The organism is Serratia sp. LSHTC3 (genome assembly GCF_057197125.1).
Map to the genome: position 1 here is coordinate 26376 of NZ_JBXUNP010000009.1, position 17582 is coordinate 43957.

Sequence of the window (17582 nt, forward strand, 5' to 3'; positions counted from 1 at the left end):
TACTCATTTCTGATAAAAGCTACTCATATCGGAAAATAAGTAACAGCACCCTGCCAACACGTAGAATCAGTTATAAAAAACAGCCCCATGAAAAACCATAACACATTGATAATTATCATATTAAAAAACACACAAACACCGCCCGACCACCGTCAATAATAAATAATTTAATTATATTATTTATTAAAATTATAAAAATCAAACAACCAAAATTAAAAAAACCACTTTCTTAATATTGACTTTGGCTAAAATAAAAAACATGATTAATGCCACAGGCAATAAGAACACTTATGGCAAACACCAGCAAAAAACCTGTTATTTAACGCGTCGTAATTAACAGGCCACATATTTGTAAACACGGTTTCCGCATAGGGTATATACAAAACATATCAATTCCATTGTTTATACCTTCTAATTACGCTCACGCGTAGCGTTTCCCCTAACCAAGGAGTTGTTATGTCGGACCATCAAGTCACCTGCATCAAAAAATCCGACCGTCAAAATGCGCATGAGCGCATTCAGGCTATCGGCGGCGTCAATGCTGATGGCACCCGTTGGTCTCTGTCCCAGGCAGACGCCATTGCCGGTATCGAGGCGGGCACCTGGCGCTTTTGGGTCACCGCGAATGGCCATTCCGTCTGGGTCATTGTCTCAACCAGCGCGGCGGGCAATAAATACCTCAAAACGCAAAATGACGGCGAACACCCCAATAACCTGCTGAGCCTGCCGGAATGCCCCTGACGCAACCCGAGTTTCATGATTGATACGGTTTGTGGGGCCGCTTGCGGCCCATCGCTTCACCCCTTTTTATTATTGGCCGCCGTGTCGTTTTCACGCCCGCAGTACAGCGGCCCCATAGCATAAGGAAATACTATGTACGGTTCCGCGACCGCCAGAAACCTGCCTTCAGGGAATAAACAGCGTATCGCCGATTTATTATCGCAAATTATTGAAACGCTGGATCTCACCAAGACCCAATATGCCAACATCGAAAGCGCCTATAACGGCGTCGGCACCTTCCTGGCTGAAGGCGACGACCCGCTATTGCAAGATGCCGTTATTTACCCGCAGGGCAGCGTGCGGCTCAACACCACCGTAAAACCCAAAAATGAAGAGCAATACGATATTGACCTGATTTGTTATCTGCCCCATGCCACCCAGGCGGATTATACCGGCGTGATATCGACCATTCGCCAGCGGCTGGAATCACATAAAACATACAAAACGCTATTAAGCGAGTTACCGCGCGGGTTTCGCATCAATTACGCCGGGGATTACCATCTGGATATCACGCCGGGCCGCGATCACACCGGTGCAGCAGAACGTTTAGGCCAGCCGCTGTGGGTCGTGGATGCGCAAACCGCCTGGAAGGAGTCCAACCCCAGCGGCTACGCCGAGTGGTTCGAGAGCAGCGCCAGCGCGCAGCCCCTTCGCTCCATTCTGGTCATGGATTCCGCCAGCCGCGTGGGCACCGAGGCGCTGCTCCCGTTGCCGGACAGCAGCGATAAAAAACTGCTTAATCGCATCGTACAAATTCTCAAACGCCACCGAGACGAATGGGCCGTCGAGCAGGATGAGGTCCGGCAGCGCTGCCGCCCGATTTCGGTCATCATTACCACGCTGGCGTGCCATGCCTACAACCACATCATTGCTGACAGGCGTGCCTACGACAACGACCTGGATATTCTGTTAGACGTGCTGGAACTGATGCCGGATTTCATCGTGTCGACACAGGGAGCAATTCACGTCAACAACCCGCACATGCCGGAGGAGAACTTCGCCGAGAAGTGGAACCGCTCAGAGCAGGATGAGGGCCCTCAGCGCAGTGAAACCTTTTACCAGTGGCATGCCGCGGCCCAGGCGACGTTTAACACCATCGCCGCCAGCGTGGGGGAAGATAACCTGTTCCTGAGCCTCGAAGACAGCTTCGGCAAAAAGCCGGTCGATGTCGTCAGGCAACGTCTGATGGAGCATATGCAGTCAGCCAGAGAACAAGGCAGCCTGCATCTTGATAAGAAAACCGGCGGGCTGATTGCCACCGGCCTCGCCGGTACGGCGGCCCAGGCCGGCGTGCCTAAAAACACCTTCTACGGTGAATAACGTGGTTATCAGGCATCACTGCAAACCGCTGACCATCGCTCAGCAATATCGCGCGTTGAAAGCCGGCGGCCCGTATGAACGGCTGCGCATTATCCATCACGACCGTACCCTGCTTTGGGAAGGGTGGCTGCAACCCTCACTGTTCAGCCGCCGCTACAAGGTCGCAGTCCGGTACAGCCTCGGCACCCCACCGATTTGCGTGGTGACAGAGCCTGACCTTTTCGCGTTGGCAGGCACGCGAGCCATCCCGCACCTGTATCCCGCCGACAAGCATATACCCGGCGCCAGGCTGTGCCTGTTTCTGCCCCGTTCACAGGCCGACGACGGGCTCAGCGAATGGCGCGCCCAGTTAAAAATCAGCGACACCCTCATTCCCTGGGCGTCGCTCTGGCTGTTTTATTTTGAACAGTGGCTGCACACCGGCCACTGGGAAGGCGGCGGTAAGCACCCACGCCCCAGCGAGGTTAAAAATGAGCGTTGAACATGAAGGCTTTATCTCGGTCGATATTGAAACCGCCGGGCCCATACCCGGCGTGTGCAGCCTGCTCTCCATCGGCGCCTGCGTCATCGACCGCCCGGCGGAACGCTTTTACATTGAAGTGCAGCCGCTGAATCTGCATTACGAGCCTGAGGCGCTGGCCGTCACCGGTTTCAATCTGCAGACCCAAATAATGCGCGGCATCGACCCGAAAGAGGCCATGCAACAATTTGCCCACTGGGTAACTTCCGTCACCAACGCCACGAGCAAACCGATTTTGGTCGGTTTCAATGCGGCGTTCGACTGGTCATTCATCAATTACTACTTTCACGTTTATCTCGGTCATAACCCGTTTGGCTTTGCCGCCCTCGATATCAAAGCTCTGTACATGGGCGCCACCGGCTGCGACTGGCAGGACACCCGCTCCAGCCGTATCGACGCCCGATTTAATCTCAAAAACCACGGCAGCCACAACGCGCTGGATGACGCGCTGTATCAGGCTGAGATGTTTGTGAAAATCAACGCATACATGAGGGAAAAGCACTGACATGGAAACGGTAAAATACATTCTGATTAAGCTGGTCGACTGGAAAACGCGCCAGCGGAAAATTCAATACCTCATCATGCTGCTCGGCGCCGGGATCCTGAGTGTGAATAACTCGCTGGGAAAGGCATTAACGCTGGAGAAAGGCGATGCCCGCTTCTCGCTGGCCGTCTCGGAGGGGAATGTTATCACGGACTATTTCGTCAATTTCGTGGCTGCATCCATCATCCTGGGGGGATTTGTCTGGTTGCTGGTCGACGCCTACCGGGAGGCTAAAATCGCGGTGCGCAAAAAGGGGGTAGTTATCGAAGGGAGAGCGCTGCGGAAAGTCGCGACAACGCCGCTGCATAAAACGGTCTCCCGTCATTTCAACGGAAAGATAGATGCATTAACCCTCGATATGACGCAGCGGATGCGGGATGGCGCAATCAGTCACCCGGAGGAGGCCTTTGACGACAATATCAGCACGCTGGCCAGCAATATCGCCACCCGGATTGACGGTATCGACCATCAGGACCTGACGCTGGTATATGGCGGGCAATTGCCGGTTCCGTTCACCTTCTACATTGGCGCCATCCTCGATGACAATGGCCCGGTCTGCGTCTATGACTGGGACAGAGCGCAAGAGGCCTGGCGGTTGATTGACAACAAGGCCGACGACGACGGCGACGATTTTACCCTGATGGAAAGCCTCGTCACCTCAGCGGCCAAAGATGTGGTGCTGGCGGTTTCGGTGTCCTACCAGGCGGACATTGCGGCCATACGCCAAACCTTCCCAGCCTACCCGCTGTCGCATCTCTCGCTGAACGCCACAACGCTCGGTAATCACTGGTCGCTGTCCAAACAAACCCGGCTGGCGCTGCAATTTATCGAACAGGTCAAAATGCTGACGGCGTGCGGCGCCGAACGCATCCACGTGATTCTGGCCGCCCCCAGCAGCATTGCGCTCAATTTCGGCCGCCGTTATGACCACCGCAACCTTGCGCAACTCATTGTTTATCAGTATGAGAAAGAACAGCAACCAGCCTATCCCTGGGGGGTGGTGATGCCGACGCAGGGGCAGCGTCGGGGAGCGGTCGTTAAGCCTCCCGCCGCTCCCTTATCCGACTGACTGTGGGCTGTCCTGCGACTCAGTACAGCATCAATAGGGGGGCGAAACGAGGATGTAAAAAAACCGGCCTGAGCCGGTTTGGGAGCGCTTGTCGTTATGATACCGGCCGCTCCGCGGCCGGGGTAATGCCCTGGTGTTGCTGCGTATTTTTCACTGTCACTATAGGCGGTGCGACGAGTGAGCGTCCAATGGGTTCGGCAGATCAATAAGGGGCGATTGATCGGCCCGGCCGATCGTACTGCTCATCGTCACACCGCCCCGCATTTCGGCAGCCAGTCCGCTTCGCACTCTTCGCTCAGTACCACATTGGTCTGCATCCCCAGCCGGGTTTTACGTTTGAGCAGGGTTTTCGCATACTCTCTGAGCGTTTGCGGCACCGCCAGACCAAAGGCCGTCAGGTTCATCACGTGCTGATAACCCCGTGCCGCCATAAACGACAGGTAGGCATGATACAGGTAGCGGCGCGGGTTCGGCGGGGTGATGTTGGCGTTGCCTATCATCATGCCTTCCGGGGTGCCTAGCACCGTCAGGTAGCCGCAAAAATCAACCAGCGGGTCAGCCTGGCGTTTGATGGTCAGCGCCTCGTCCGAGCTTTGCTGCGCCTGAAGCAAGGTACGGGCCTCGTTCGGGTTGGCAAAACGCTGCATCAGGTGACGCACAATCACCGCCAGCTCCTGGGTGATTTTGTCCAGCAACTGCGGGTCGCGCTCGGCCAGCGGTATCGCGTCCGGGAAGGTGATAATCACCCGCCGCCGGGAGACACCGCCGCTGCGGTCGCTGAACTGCATCGGGTTGTTGTTCACCGCCAGTATCACTGCCGGGATGTGCGCCGCGTAGGCGTCGCGGTATTTGGGGTCGATAGCGACCGCATCGCCACCGGTGATGGCCTTGATACCCGCGCCGTCACCGCTCCACTTCTCCTGGTCGGGCAGGAGTATCAGCGAGTAACCCACTACGCTGGCGCGCTCGCGCGCCGACTCCAGGTTATCGATGGTGGCGGAGGTGGTGTTATCACTACCTGCCAGCAGTCGGGCGATGGCCGCCATCACGCTCTTGCCGCTGCCGCCCGGGCCGGTCACTTCGAGGAACAGCTGCCAGTCGTAGCGGTTGGCCAGCACCATAAAGAGCGCCGCGAGGATACGTTCTTGCTTGTCGTGGTTGCCCCCGGCGGCCCGCGTCAGCCAGTGCCAGAAGTGTGGTGCATGGTCGGCCAGGTTCTCCCCGGCACGCGGCGGCGTGTAGTCCACGCTGTTGACGGTGCGCAGCCAGTGTTCCTGGCGGTGGGCGCTGAACTGCCCGCTGACGGTATCAAACACCCCGTTACGAAAACCAATCAACCGGCGGGCCGGGTCGCCCATCTGCGGCACCATCAGTTTGAGGGTGTCCAAAATGCTGTTGATACCGGCGGCAGAGAACGGCGCGCGCACCTTCTGGAACAGCGCGGCAATCTCCCGGCTCAGTTGCCGGTGTGGCAGCACCTGCCAGGCGCCGCGCGCATAACGGCACAGCTCCTCCCCCACCGGCGGCACCGCCAGGGTGTTGCCGTAGTGCTCGGCCAGCAGCTCGGCCTTCTCGCTGGCGCTCATGGCTTTGAGGTCAGCATCGCTCAGCGTGTCGAACGGGCTCGGCTGCGGCGGTTGGCTGAGCGCCTGGAGCTGGGCGCGCGTGGCCTCAATCCCCTGATTACAGTAGACGTCGTTCCAGTCGCCCTCCGTGGGCGGCAGCGCCGGGACACCGCCGGTCAATTGTGCCGCCTCAGCGGCGCGGGTCTGCCCGGTGCCGCTGCGGTCATTATCGGCAGCCAGCAGCAGCCGTGCGTCCGGGTAGTGGCTGCGCAGCTGCTCTGCCACCGCCGCCAGGTTGTTGGCGCTCAGTGCCACACAGACCGTCTCACCGGTCAGGTTGTGCACGGTAAGGCCGGTGGCGTAGCCTTCAGTGAGCCAGATAACCGCGTTGTCCGGGCCGCTCAGGGTGTGGCAGGCGGCTTTCACCCGCCCGCCTGCCAGCATGCGCTTGTCCCCGCTGGCGTTAATCAGCTGCACGTTAACCACCTCGCCCCCGGCATTGTGCAGCGGCAGCAAGAGGTCGCCGGGCTGGAAGGTAATACCGCCGACGCGCAGCGGCAGGCCGTGCAAGGTCAGCGTGCCCACCTCCGGCCAGCCTTTGGCGCTCAGGTAGGCGTTTCCGCTTTTGCACTGAGCGGCAGCCACCAGAGCCTGTGCCTGTCGCGCGGCCTTGCGCTGGGCCTCGACCTTGTCTTGCCCGCCGCCCTTCTGTGATGCATGGCGGGCCTCAGCGGCCGGTGGCAAAGAGTTGGTGTTATTCCCCATCACGGCGGCCACCTGTTCGGCGGCGGCCTTTGCTGACAGCGACAGGGCTTTTTCTACCAGGTTGAGGCCGTCACCGGCCCCGCACTGATTGCAGAACCAGGTGCCGCGTCCGTCCTGGTTGTCGAAACGGAAGCGGTCTTTACCGCCGCAGGTCGGGCACGGCTGCGGCTTGCCGTTCGGCTGCAAGGCGATGCCGAGGGCCGGGAGTATCACCGGCCAGTGGCCGGTGGCGGTGCGTACGGTCTGGGAAACGAACTGGGCGCTCATGCTCTTCTCCTCAGTGTACGGTGGCGTTCTGCGCTGCCGACAGGCGCTCGCAGCACAGCTCGTCCATCATCTTTTGCCCCAGCGCGGTCAGGCGCGGCGCGGCCACCAGAACGTCCGGCTGCACCATGTCACTCAACATCGTGCACGCCATGTCCATGCCATCCTCTGCGCCGTACTGACGCACAAAGTGCCCCTCCAGGCGCAGAGCAATCGTCATCTGCAGCTCGTCCAGCGTGTACCCGAGGCTCACCCGGTAAAAGGCGCAGGTATCCAGATAGGCCTGCGCCACGGCGCGGCGGAAAACGGCGGTGCGGACTTCAATCGGTAAACAGGATGAGGTGTTCATGCGGCGGTGGCCTCCATGCGGGCAAGAATTTGGGATTCACAGGTGTTGACGACGTGGCCGAGCTGGTCGGTCAGCAGGGCAATGACCGAGGCAAACGACGCCTGTTGCGTGGCATCGGGGCGCTGCCCGCTGAGGTCAAGGGTGTCCAGCAGGTCGAGGAACAGCACGCCGGTGGCGTGCGCATGCTGGAGACGCAGAAAATCGGCGTGCGGGATAGGGTAATGGGTGTCGCGGTAGTAACGGTCGGCCAGGGTGTTCATGCCACCGCCTTAACCGGCAGACGACCGGCAAAGGACAACACGTAATCACGGGCCAGCAGGCGGCGAGCGTTGTGCTCAGAATCCGCCACGGTGCGCACCATACGCGGTGAAGCGGTCAGCGCAGAACGGCGCACGGCCGCAAACAAAAAGCAGAATGTAGGGTGAGTCGGGGTGAGGGTCGTAGCCATGGTGGCAGCCTCCTTAGAGTAAAGGTTATTGCTACCACCAAAGTTCTCACGCAAGGGTGGTAGCCCAGACGGGGGTGAGAAACCGGCCTCTAAGAATACCGGCCAACCCGAAGGCTGCCCCGCCTGAGCCACCATTGATTGACTGCTGCGATAGCATAACATCCACCGCGCAAAAAATGAGCGAGCAAAGGCCGCGACATAAAAAAACACGCCTGGCGCGTGTTGTGTCGCCTTAGAGATACACGGGTTCTCACGCCCGGCTGCCGATTTTGCGACAGCGAGAGGACTATAGCGCAGGGCCGGACGTGGGGGCAAGCCGTAAGACGCCCCCGGACGTTCAATCGATCGCATTGTGATCAACCACTTCGTCAGCACAGATACGACGCAACTCCGTCTGCCGGTTCGTCAGGCAAATCACACCGTGTTTTTCACTGCGATGTTCAGGCAAGACGACGCCAGGCTCTTTACGCTGCAACAGGATAGCTTCCGCCACAAACAGCGCGTCGCGCTCATCAAGGGTGAAATGCTGGCGACCAAAGGTTAGCTGCATCATGCGGCGGCCCCCTGGTGACGGTTAGCGATACGTTCGTCCATCCACTGCTCGACCTCAGAGGCCAGCCAGGCGACGTTTTTACCGCCGAGGGAGACCTGGGCCGGGAACTGCCGGCGGCTCATCATCTCGTACACGGTGGAGCGGGATAGACCGGTGGTGTAGAGCACTTCCGGCAGGCGGATAAAGCGCTCGCGCGGGGTGTAACTGCCAGGAATAACCGGCGACGGGGTGGATGGGGTGGGGGTGGAAACGGTCAACATAAAACGCTACCTCTTTGTGTCCGACCAACGCTGGCCGGGACTGTGTGAACTTCGGTAGCGCCCTATTATGTGAATATTTACCGGGGTGGCAACAAGGTGTTGTTGTGTGGTGGAACAGATTCTATGCTTGTTTTTCAATCAAGTGGACAACGTTGGCCGATATTGGCCTTTATTGGCATTTATTGACCGTTGTTGGCAAACCGGCCGAAAAGCCTGAGCGATGAATGGGCGGTTGATTAATAGGGAAAAACCGCCAAACATCGCTAGCCAGGGAAAAGGCCTCGCGAGAGCCGGTGAACAGGCATGAACACCAGGTGAACGGATACGGTCACTACTCTTCACCCCACTACCTACTGATTTATCTCTATTTTTTATTTTGGTGAACAGTATGAAGAGTGAATAATAAAACTAAAAACACTCTGATGTGATTATCGTCAGCGCTAGGTACATCTCCCCCAGCTTCAGCAACGGCCCTCGGCCATGTCATTGAGTAACGCACGACAACGCCAGGCGCAATACCCTCTCTCTCGCCCCGTCATCAAAAGGTTTTTTTCTGGCTAGCGGGTGTCAAATTGTGTGTGCATGCATAGGGTGCATGATTTTGCATGCGGGAAGATGCGTGTTTTATCCCCCGCCGCACCGTTACTGGCGCTGCCTGCGGGTCCTCATGCAGGTGCATGAAAAGCAACACAGAAAGCGCGCAGGCGTGGCGGGGGTAGCATTGCGCGCCAGGGGGTTTTAACGCTTTATTGGCTGTGAGACTGGCGAGCAAGGCCCGCGATAAAATCGGCGTACCACTGCAACATGTCACGACGCTTCTCAAGGTACTGAGCATGGTTGTAAGTGCCGCGAATGGCGTTCTTGTCCACGTGGGCGAGCTGCATCTCTATCCAGGCGGTATTGAAGTCCTGCTCATGCAAAATCGTGGACATCATGTGCCTGAAGCCGTGGCCGGTGAGTCGACCGTGATAGCCGATACGCTTAAGGAGCTGGTTGATACTCGCTTCGCTCATCGGCTTGTTGACGTCATTACGGCCCGGGAAAACATAGCGATAGTTGCCAGTATAGGTTCTCAGTTCATTCAGGATGGCCGCCGCCTGCGTCGATAACGGCACGAGATGATCCCGGCGCATTTTCATGCGCTCCTGCGGAATTTCCCAAAGCGCGTTATCCAGATCAAACTCATGCCATTGCGCCATGCGCAGCTCAATCCCCCTGACTCCGGTCAACATCAGTAACTTCGTCGCCAGCTGTACCAACCGACTGCCGGAGTGCATCTCCAGCGCCGCAAGAAAATCGGGGATTTCGTCAACGGATAAAAAAGGATAATGAGTAGATTTTGGGCTAATCAAAACGCTGGAGAGATCGGCGGCTGGGTTGAACTCCGCCCGCCCGGTTGCCGTGGCATATCGGAAGACCTCACCGCAGCGCTGTCTGACCTTACGCATTTTCTCAAGCGCCCCACGCGCCTCAATTTTGCGAAGCACTGTGAGTAGCTCAAGCGGCTTTATCGCCGAAATGGGATGCTGTCCCAGATAGGGGAAAATATCAATGTTGAACGCGTCCATGATATCGGCCGCATACCCTGCTGACCACGTCGCCAATTTGGACTGATGCCACTCCTTCGCGATCGCTTCAAAGGTGTTCGCATTCCCGTATAGCTGCGCCAGCTTTTTCTCTTTACGAACTGTGCTGGGGTTCTGCCCCTCAGCAACTAACTTTCTGGATTCATCACGCTTTAACCGAGCATCGGCCAACGAAACGGCAGGATAGACGCCGAATGAAATCATCTTGGGCTTACCGGCAAAGCGATAACGAAAGCGCCAGCTCTTGCTGCCATTGGGTTCGACCAAAAGGGATAAGCCCAATCCATCACTCAACGTGTAAGGTTTAGGGGTAGGTTTAGCATTCCGGATTTGTAAGTTATTAAGTCGCATGTGTATAGAAATTCAAGACCGAACAGAAGTACACGCAATTCTACACACACCTGATATTGGATTCCACAGGACAGCGCCGGACAGCCACGGACATAAAACCCTATCAATGCATTGTTATTTAATATTTTTTTGGATGATTGCGGACGTTACAGGAAGAGGGAGTGGTGCCGATAATAGGAGTCGAACCTACGACCTTCGCATTACGAATGCGCTGCTCTACCAACTGAGCTATATCGGCATCGAGCCGGGCCTGCGGGGCAAGCCGGAAGTGCGTTGAACAAGGTAGACCTGCGCGCGAAATGAGTCAAGAGCCGCCGGGGCGTTTGGTCGTTTTACAAGCAACCAGACTGTCGTGCAGTCCCGTTTACAAAAACAATCAGGGCGCAGCATGCTGCGCCCTGACCTCTTTATGACCGCAATCCGGCCTTAGCTGCGCACCAGATCGTCGCCGTAGCCGATCCATTTGTAGGTAGTCAGCGCGTCCAGGCCCATCGGGCCGCGGGCGTGCAGTTTCTGGGTGCTCACCGCCACTTCCGCGCCCAGGCCGAACTGGCCGCCGTCGGTGAAGCGGGTGCTGGCGTTGACGTACACCGCCGAGGAGTCCACCGCGCGCACGAAGTGCTCGGCGCTGCTCAGCGAGCGGGTGAGGATCGCGTCGGAGTGGTTGGTGCCGTGGGTGCGGATGTGGTCGATAGCCTGATCGATATCGTCCACCAGCAACACGTTCAGATCCAGCGACAGCCATTCGTCGTCGTAATCCTCCGCATTCACCGGCACCACCGTCGCCGGGCCGCCCTGCAGCAACGGCAGCGCATTTTCCGCCGCGTGCAGCGTCACGCCCACCGCCGCCATTTTGGCGCTCAGCGCCGGCAGGAACTCGGCGGCGATGCTGCGGTTCACCAGCAGCGTCTCCAGCGAGTTACAGGCGCTCGGGCGCTGGATCTTGGCGTTTTCAATCACCGTCAGCGCCTTGTCGAAATCGACGTCGGCATCCACGTAGGTGTGGCACACGCCGATGCCGCCGGTGATCACCGGGATGGTCGATTGCTCGCGGCACAGCTTGTGCAGGCCGGCGCCGCCGCGCGGGATCAGCATGTCGACATAGCGATCCAGGCGCAGCAGTTCGTTCACCAGCGCGCGATCCGGGCTGTCGATCGCCTGCACCGCCGCCGCCGGCAGGCCGCACTGTTCCAGCGCCTGCTGGATCACTTTCACCGTCGCCTGGTTGGTGTTGTGCGTCTCTTTCCCGCCGCGCAGGATCACCGCGTTGCCGGTTTTCAGGCACAGGCTGGCGACGTCGATGGTGACGTTCGGCCGCGCCTCGTAAATCACGCCGATCACGCCGAGCGGCACCCGGCGGCGCTCCAGCTTCAGCCCGCTGTCCAGCAGGTTGCCGTCCAGCACATGGCCGACCGGATCGTTCAGGCGGCACACCTGGCGCACGTCGTTGGCGATCGCCGCCAGCCGCGCCGGGGTCAGCAGCAGGCGATCGAGCAGCGCTTCGCTCATGCCGGTGGCGCGCGCCTGCACCATGTCTTGTTCGTTCGCCAGCAGGATCGCTTCACTGTTGGCTTCCAACCTGTCGGCCATCACCGACAGCACCTGATTCTTCTTCGCCGTGCTCAGCACCGCCAGCTGCCAGGAGGCCTGCTTGGCGGCCTTCCCCATCTGCTCCAGCATGCTCACTCCTTAACTGACAATCATATCGTCGCGGTGCACTGCCACCGGACCGTATTCGTAACCGAGGATCTCGCTGATTTCCTGCGAGTGGTGCCCGGCGATCATGCGCATCGCATCGCTGTTGTAGCGGCTGACGCCGTGCGCCAGATCGCGCCCCGCCAGGTTGCGGATGCGGATCACTTCGCCGCGCGAGAAGTCGCCCTTCACTTCGCGGATGCCTTTCGGCAGCAGCGAGCTGCCGCGCGCCATCATCGCTTCCACCGCGCCGTCATCGACGGTGATCTCACCGGCCGGCGGCGCGCCAAAGATCCAGCGCTTGCGGTTTTCCAGCGGGGTTTCCAGCGCGTGGAAACGGGTGCCTACCGGTTTGCCCTCGATCACGTCCGCCACCACGCCCGGCTTGCTGCCGGCGGCGATCACCACGTCGATGCCGGCGCGGCAGGCCACGTCGGCCGCCTGCAGCTTGGTGCCCATGCCGCCGGTGCCCAGACCGGAGACGCTGTCGCCTGCGATGGCGCGCAGCGCGTCGTCGATGCCGTGCACCTCACGGATCAGTTCGGCCTGTGGGTTGTTGCGCGGATCGGCGGTGTAGAGGCCCTGCTGATCGGTCAGCAGCAGCAGTTTATCGGCCCCGGCCAGAATGGCCGCCAGCGCCGACAGGTTATCGTTGTCGCCCACTTTGATTTCGGCGGTGGCGACGGCGTCGTTCTCATTGATTACCGGCACGATGCGGTTGTCCAGCAGCGCCGTCATGGTGTCGCGCGCGTTAAGGAAGCGCTCGCGGTCTTCCAGATCGGCGCGCGTCAGCAGCATCTGCCCGACGTGGATGCCGTAAATGGAGAACAGCTGTTCCCACAGCTGGATCAGCCGGCTCTGCCCTACCGCCGCCAGCAGCTGCTTGGAGGCGATGGTGGCGGGCAGCTCGGGATAGCCCAGGTGCTCGCGCCCGGCGGCGATGGCGCCGGAGGTGACGATGACGATGCGGTGGCCCGCGGCGTGTTGCTGCGCGCACTGGCGCACCAATTCGACGATGTGGGCGCGGTTCAGACGCAGCGATCCGCCGGTCAACACGCTGGTGCCCAATTTCACAACCAATGTCTGGCTGCCGTTCATAGTATTTCTGCCGTGTGTAATGATGAGAAGAAGAGTGCAAAGGTCTTTGTAACAGGAGAGACGCGTTATGCCAACAGGCACAACGCGAAATCAGCACAATACGTGGTCAAACGGGGTCAGGCGGAGAGTTTGATCAGTTTTTCTTTGAAATCATCGGCGGGTTCCAGCCCCAGCTCCATGGTCGCCAGCAGCTCGTCCAGGCGGCGATGGAAGTCGCGCAGGGTGTCTTCCAGTTTGGCGTTCACTTCATCATCCTTAATGTTTTGCGCCGTCCAGTCGCCTTCCTTATCGAACAGGCCGAATTGGTACGAATAGGTGAAGCGCGCCTCTTCCGCCTGCAGCTCCATCCACCAGCCCCAGAACTCGCGCTTCTCCGGAGCGGGCTTTACATTGACGCAGACGGCCAAACAATCAAAGAAAAAACGGTCGTTTTCACATTGCCCTTCACGCAGGTACGGCCCCAAGCTGGCAAAACGTTTCATTAGTCGGCTTTTAGGGTGACCACTCGGTAACGTCATTCTCTCACCTCCTCAATGTAGACCACTCTTTTTAACAAACTGTTAAAATTTAGCAACTAATTAACGCATTTTGTCCCTCAGCCAACCGGACATCTGCAGCAACGCCCGGTGGAAGCTGTCGTAAACCGGGGTGCGCGGGATGGCGACCAGCTTGCCGCTCACCGAGGAGGTGACGATCAGCTGCGACTCCTCTTTCGGGCTGAGCGTATCGCGCTCCCAGTAGCCGGAGATCATCGGCGTCGGACAACGGCGCCCCAACAGCCCCTGCATTTTCAGCGAGTAGCTGTTCAGCTCCACCTTCAGCACGTTGTCCGAGGCGTTAGCCATGCCCATGCGGCTGGCCAGCACGTCCATATACATGTCCGGCACGTTCAGCTGGGTGCTGCTGTCGCACAGCAGGCGATGCACCACCGGCCCCAGGCAGGCTACGCCGCGCAGCCGCTGCGGCTCCAGGTAGGCCAATCGCACCGCCACGTTGGCGCCGAAGCGGAAGCCGAAGGCGCTCACCCGCTGATGATCCACCCACGGCACCGAGGCCAGCTGGATCAGCACCTGCTGGTGCAGGTAGCTGGAGTCCTGCGTCAGCTTCCATTTGCAGGAAGAACCGATCGACGGCATGTCGAGCGTCAGCATGGCGATGCCGTGCGGCGCCAGGTAGTCGCGGAACAGGCGATGATAGTCGGTCTGCAGCGTATCGAGGCTGCCGCACATCAGCACCGTCGGGAACGGCGCTTCGCCCTTCTCCGGCATGTGCAGGAACCCGGTGACGCTGCCGCCGCCTTCGATGCGAAACTCCAGCTCTTTCAGCTGATACGGCAGCAGCAGCGCCGCCTCTTCGTACGCGCGGTTGGCGAGCATCTCCGCCTGTTCGGCCAGTTCGTCGCCCTTCAGGTGCGGGTAGCCGGCGATGCTGTACAGGCTCGCGGCCTTCAGCCAGTATTCGCCGCCGAGCAGCGGATCTTGCTGCTCCGTCGCCCGCTGTTGCCACTGCATGCCCTGATGGATCCATTCGTAGATCCAGTTGCCGTTGCGGTAGCCCACCACGGTATCCAGCCGCTGCGGATTGCTGCGCTCGGCGTCGGAGGCGGCGATGCGCGCCAACACTTCGTGGATTTCGATCGGGCTGACGCCGCGCCAGGCCCACAGCAGCGGGTTCAGCATGCGGTACCAGCTGCCGGTGGTGTCGCCTTCCAATGCGGAATGCATGGCGGCGCTGACTTTGTTGCGCGCGCGCAGCACCAGCGTCGAGGTTTCAGGGTGTTTGAATTTGGGCTTGAAAAGAATTTCAGAAAGGTTGGCCTGTGCCATGGTAACAACAGCCTCCGTAAATCTGGCGATAGGCCGCAACAGGCCTACTTAACTGGAGGTAGTGTACCTAACTCTGGCGGGATAAACCAAGATAACGCAAACGCCCGGCATAACCGGGCGTCGGGCGGCTGACAAAGGAGGAAAAAGCGTGGTTTTTCCTCCTTTGTGGTCAACGGCCGAAAATCAATAAATTGATTTTCCTTATTTTTTATATCTTGCCTTCGGTAAGCCTGACAACGCCATCACGTTTATCCTTAAACAAACGCCCGACATAACCGGGCGTTGACTTGGAACTGGCTGAGCTTAGCGACCGCCGATAGGGGGAACGAAGCTGACGCCCATGTCCCACGGCTGCTCAATCCAGGTGTCCTGCGGGATGTCGATCACGTAGTCGTCCACCAGTGGACGGCCCGCCGGCTTGGCGAAGATGGTGACGAAATGCGCTTTCGGGTACATGTCGCGGATCGCTTTTGCGGTGCCGCCGGTATCCACCAGATCGTCCACCACGATGAAGCCTTCACCGTCGCCTTCGGCGCGCTTGAGCACTTTCATTTCGCGCTGGTTGTCATGGTCGTAGCTGGAAATGCAGACGGTATCCACATAGCGAATGCCCAGTTCGCGCGCCAGCAGGCCCGCCGGCACCAGGCCGCCGCGGCTGACGGCAATGATGCCGGTCCATTTGTCGGCAGGCAGCAGGCGGTGCGCCAGCTTGCGTGCATGTATTTGCAGCATATCCCAGGTAACAACGTATTTTTCGCTCATAGAATCGTGTCCCAGCCGGCTGGTGAAGCGGCTTACTTTATAGTTCAGGGGAAAAAAGGTTGCGCGAGATTATAGAGACTGGCCGCGTTGAATTCCAGCTGTACCGAGGAAAACCTCGCGATTTCCGCCGCGCGGCTTTTCGGTGATTGATGCTGAAAAAGCGAACGTTCCCGCCGCGAAGCCGTGTGATCAAGCGCTTAAACCGCACAATACGGGGCGCGCGCCGCCGGAAATAAAGTGATATTCTCTAACGATCGTGCCACGACGCACAGATACCCGCTCACCTCAACCGCGCGGCACGCCCGTCCTGTCGGAGCCTGCCGTCACAGGAGACTTATAGTGTCTGAATTGTCTCAGCTTTCGCCACAGCCGCTGTGGGATATTTTCGCCAAGATCTGTTCTATCCCGCACCCTTCTTATCATGAAGAAGCGCTGGCGCAGCACATCCTCACCTGGGCCAAAGAGAAGAACCTGCACGCCGAGCGCGATCAGGTCGGCAATATCCTGCTGCGCAAACCGGCCACCAAAGGCATGGAAAACCGCAAGCCGGTGGCGCTGCAGGCGCACCTGGACATGGTGCCGCAAAAGAATAACGACACCGTGCACGACTTCGCCAAGGATCCGATCCAGCCTTATATCGCCGGCGAGTGGGTGAAAGCGCGCGGCACCACGCTGGGCGCCGACAACGGCATCGGCATGGCCTCCGCCCTGGCGGTGCTGGCCGACGACAGCGTTGAGCACGGCCCGCTGGAAGTGCTGCTGACCATGACCGAAGAAGCGGGGATGGACGGCGCCTTCGGGCTGCAGCCAAACTGGCTGCAGGCGGACATCCTGATCAATACCGACTCCGAAGAAGAAGGCGAAATCTACATGGGTTGCGCCGGCGGTATCGACTTCATCACCACCCTGCCGCTGCAGCGCGAAGCGGTGCCGGCCGGTTACCAAACCCTGAAGCTGACCCTCAAGGGCCTGAAAGGCGGCCACTCCGGCGCCGAGATCCACGTCGGTCTGGGCAACGCCAACAAACTGCTGGCGCGCTTCCTGTTCTCCCATGCGGCGGCGCTGAACCTGCGCGTGCTGGATCTGAACGGCGGCACCCTGCGCAACGCCATCCCGCGTGAAGCCTCCGCGGTGGTTGCGGTGCCGGCGGAAAAAGCCGACGCGCTGAAAGCGCTGAGCCAGGAGTTCCTGGCGGTGCTGCAGAACGAACTCTCCGCCAAAGAGAAGAACATCACCGTGCTGCTGGAGCCGGTCACCAGCGCTTCGCAGGCGCTGAGCGCCGACAGCCAGCAACGCTTCCTGGCGCTGCTGAACGGCACGCCGAACGGCGTGATCCGCATGAGCGACGCGGTGAAAGGCGTAGTGGAAACCTCGCTGAACGTCGGCGTGGTCACCACCAGCGAAAACGAAGCGGAAATCATCTGCCTGATCCGCTCTCTGATCGACAGCGGCAAAGATTACGTGGTCGAGATGCTGACCGCGCTGGGCCAGCTGGCCGGCGCCAAGGTGGCACCGAAGGGCGGCTACCCGGGCTGGCAGCCGGACGCCGACTCGCCGGTGATGCACCTGGTGCGCGAGCTGTATCAGGAGCTGTTCAACAAGACGCCGAACATCATGGTGATCCACGCCGGCCTGGAATGCGGTCTGTTCAAAAAGCCGTATCCAAACATGGACATGGTATCGATCGGGCCAACCATCACCGGCCCGCACTCGCCGGATGAGCAGGTGCATATCGAAAGCGTCGGTCTGTACTGGAAGCTGCTGACCTCGCTGCTGAAAGCGATCCCTGAGCGCGCGTAATCTGCGCGCTTAACGCAAAAAGCCGGC

General features: G+C 59.2%; 18 protein-coding genes and 1 tRNA gene. 6 read left to right on the top strand and 13 right to left on the bottom strand.

Annotation, left to right across the window (positions count from 1 at the left end):
* Positions 1-456 precede the first annotated feature (456 nt).
* From AC2CGI_RS22870 to AC2CGI_RS22890, 5 genes are all read left to right on the top strand, one after another.
* A complete protein-coding gene (locus tag AC2CGI_RS22870; protein WP_484593976.1) occupies positions 457-741 on the top strand; it encodes a DUF3892 domain-containing protein in 285 nt (94 codons plus the stop codon).
* 132 nt (positions 742-873) lie between these two features.
* Positions 874-2100, top strand: coding sequence for an SMODS domain-containing nucleotidyltransferase (locus tag AC2CGI_RS22875; protein WP_484593977.1), 1227 nt, complete (start codon positions 874-876; stop codon positions 2098-2100).
* Position 2101: 1 nt separating this feature from the next.
* Positions 2102-2581: a type II CBASS E2 protein gene (locus AC2CGI_RS22880; RefSeq protein WP_228988473.1), complete on the top strand. Its 480-nt coding sequence runs from the start codon at positions 2102-2104 to the stop codon at positions 2579-2581.
* Positions 2571-3125: a 3'-5' exonuclease gene (locus tag AC2CGI_RS22885; protein ID WP_176326452.1), complete on the top strand. Its 555-nt coding sequence runs from the start codon at positions 2571-2573 to the stop codon at positions 3123-3125. The genes AC2CGI_RS22880 and AC2CGI_RS22885 overlap by 11 nt, the downstream gene beginning before the upstream one ends.
* A 1-nt stretch (position 3126) precedes the next feature.
* Positions 3127-4233 (top strand): SAVED domain-containing protein, encoded by a 1107-nt coding sequence (locus tag AC2CGI_RS22890; RefSeq protein ID WP_176326453.1) that lies wholly within the window; start codon positions 3127-3129, stop codon positions 4231-4233.
* 248 nt (positions 4234-4481) lie between these two features.
* On the opposite strand, the gene AC2CGI_RS22895 is transcribed toward AC2CGI_RS22890, so the two are convergent.
* The 13 genes from AC2CGI_RS22895 to gpt form a co-directional block, all read right to left on the bottom strand.
* Positions 4482-6830, bottom strand: coding sequence for a primase-helicase zinc-binding domain-containing protein (locus AC2CGI_RS22895; protein WP_484593978.1), 2349 nt, complete (start codon positions 6828-6830; stop codon positions 4482-4484).
* 10 nt (positions 6831-6840) lie between these two features.
* Positions 6841-7176, bottom strand: coding sequence for a DUF5375 family protein (locus tag AC2CGI_RS22900; protein ID WP_033631431.1), 336 nt, complete (start codon positions 7174-7176; stop codon positions 6841-6843).
* Positions 7173-7436, bottom strand: coding sequence for a hypothetical protein (locus AC2CGI_RS22905; protein ID WP_033639063.1), 264 nt, complete (start codon positions 7434-7436; stop codon positions 7173-7175). Before AC2CGI_RS22905 ends, AC2CGI_RS22900 begins: the two co-directional genes overlap by 4 nt.
* Complete coding sequence (locus AC2CGI_RS22910; protein WP_176326455.1) at positions 7433-7975, bottom strand: host cell division inhibitor Icd-like protein; 543 nt, start codon at positions 7973-7975, stop codon at positions 7433-7435. The genes AC2CGI_RS22905 and AC2CGI_RS22910 overlap by 4 nt, the downstream gene beginning before the upstream one ends.
* Positions 7962-8177, bottom strand: coding sequence for a hypothetical protein (locus AC2CGI_RS22915; RefSeq protein ID WP_176326456.1), 216 nt, complete (start codon positions 8175-8177; stop codon positions 7962-7964). Before AC2CGI_RS22915 ends, AC2CGI_RS22910 begins: the two co-directional genes overlap by 14 nt.
* On the bottom strand, positions 8174-8437 hold the full coding sequence (locus AC2CGI_RS22920) for a helix-turn-helix transcriptional regulator (RefSeq protein ID WP_033645095.1): 264 nt from the start codon (positions 8435-8437) through the stop codon (positions 8174-8176). Before AC2CGI_RS22920 ends, AC2CGI_RS22915 begins: the two co-directional genes overlap by 4 nt.
* Before the next feature lie 746 nt (positions 8438-9183).
* On the bottom strand, positions 9184-10374 hold the full coding sequence (locus tag AC2CGI_RS22925) for a tyrosine-type recombinase/integrase (RefSeq protein WP_060558628.1): 1191 nt from the start codon (positions 10372-10374) through the stop codon (positions 9184-9186).
* A 162-nt stretch (positions 10375-10536) separates the two neighbouring features.
* Positions 10537-10612 (bottom strand) — tRNA-Thr (locus tag AC2CGI_RS22930).
* A gap of 188 nt (positions 10613-10800) precedes the next feature.
* Positions 10801-12054: a glutamate-5-semialdehyde dehydrogenase gene (proA, locus tag AC2CGI_RS22935; RefSeq protein WP_075686147.1), complete on the bottom strand. Its 1254-nt coding sequence runs from the start codon at positions 12052-12054 to the stop codon at positions 10801-10803.
* 9 nt (positions 12055-12063) lie between these two features.
* Complete coding sequence (gene proB, locus AC2CGI_RS22940) at positions 12064-13167, bottom strand: glutamate 5-kinase (RefSeq protein ID WP_015376738.1); 1104 nt, start codon at positions 13165-13167, stop codon at positions 12064-12066.
* Positions 13168-13283: 116 nt separating this feature from the next.
* A complete protein-coding gene (gene crl, locus AC2CGI_RS22945) occupies positions 13284-13685 on the bottom strand; it encodes a sigma factor-binding protein Crl (protein WP_484593979.1) in 402 nt (133 codons plus the stop codon).
* Between the two features lie 60 nt (positions 13686-13745).
* Positions 13746-14993 carry an esterase FrsA gene (gene frsA / locus AC2CGI_RS22950; RefSeq protein ID WP_021504999.1) on the bottom strand — a complete coding sequence of 416 codons (1248 nt, stop codon included), beginning with the start codon at positions 14991-14993 and terminating at the stop codon, positions 13746-13748.
* 303 nt (positions 14994-15296) lie between these two features.
* Complete coding sequence (gene gpt, locus AC2CGI_RS22955; RefSeq protein ID WP_004930253.1) at positions 15297-15755, bottom strand: xanthine phosphoribosyltransferase; 459 nt, start codon at positions 15753-15755, stop codon at positions 15297-15299.
* Positions 15756-16094: 339 nt separating this feature from the next.
* On the opposite strand from gpt, the gene pepD reads away from it, so the two are divergent.
* Positions 16095-17555 (top strand): beta-Ala-His dipeptidase, encoded by a 1461-nt coding sequence (gene pepD / locus AC2CGI_RS22960; protein ID WP_076740192.1) that lies wholly within the window; start codon positions 16095-16097, stop codon positions 17553-17555.
* The last annotated feature ends 27 nt before the right edge of the window (positions 17556-17582 follow it).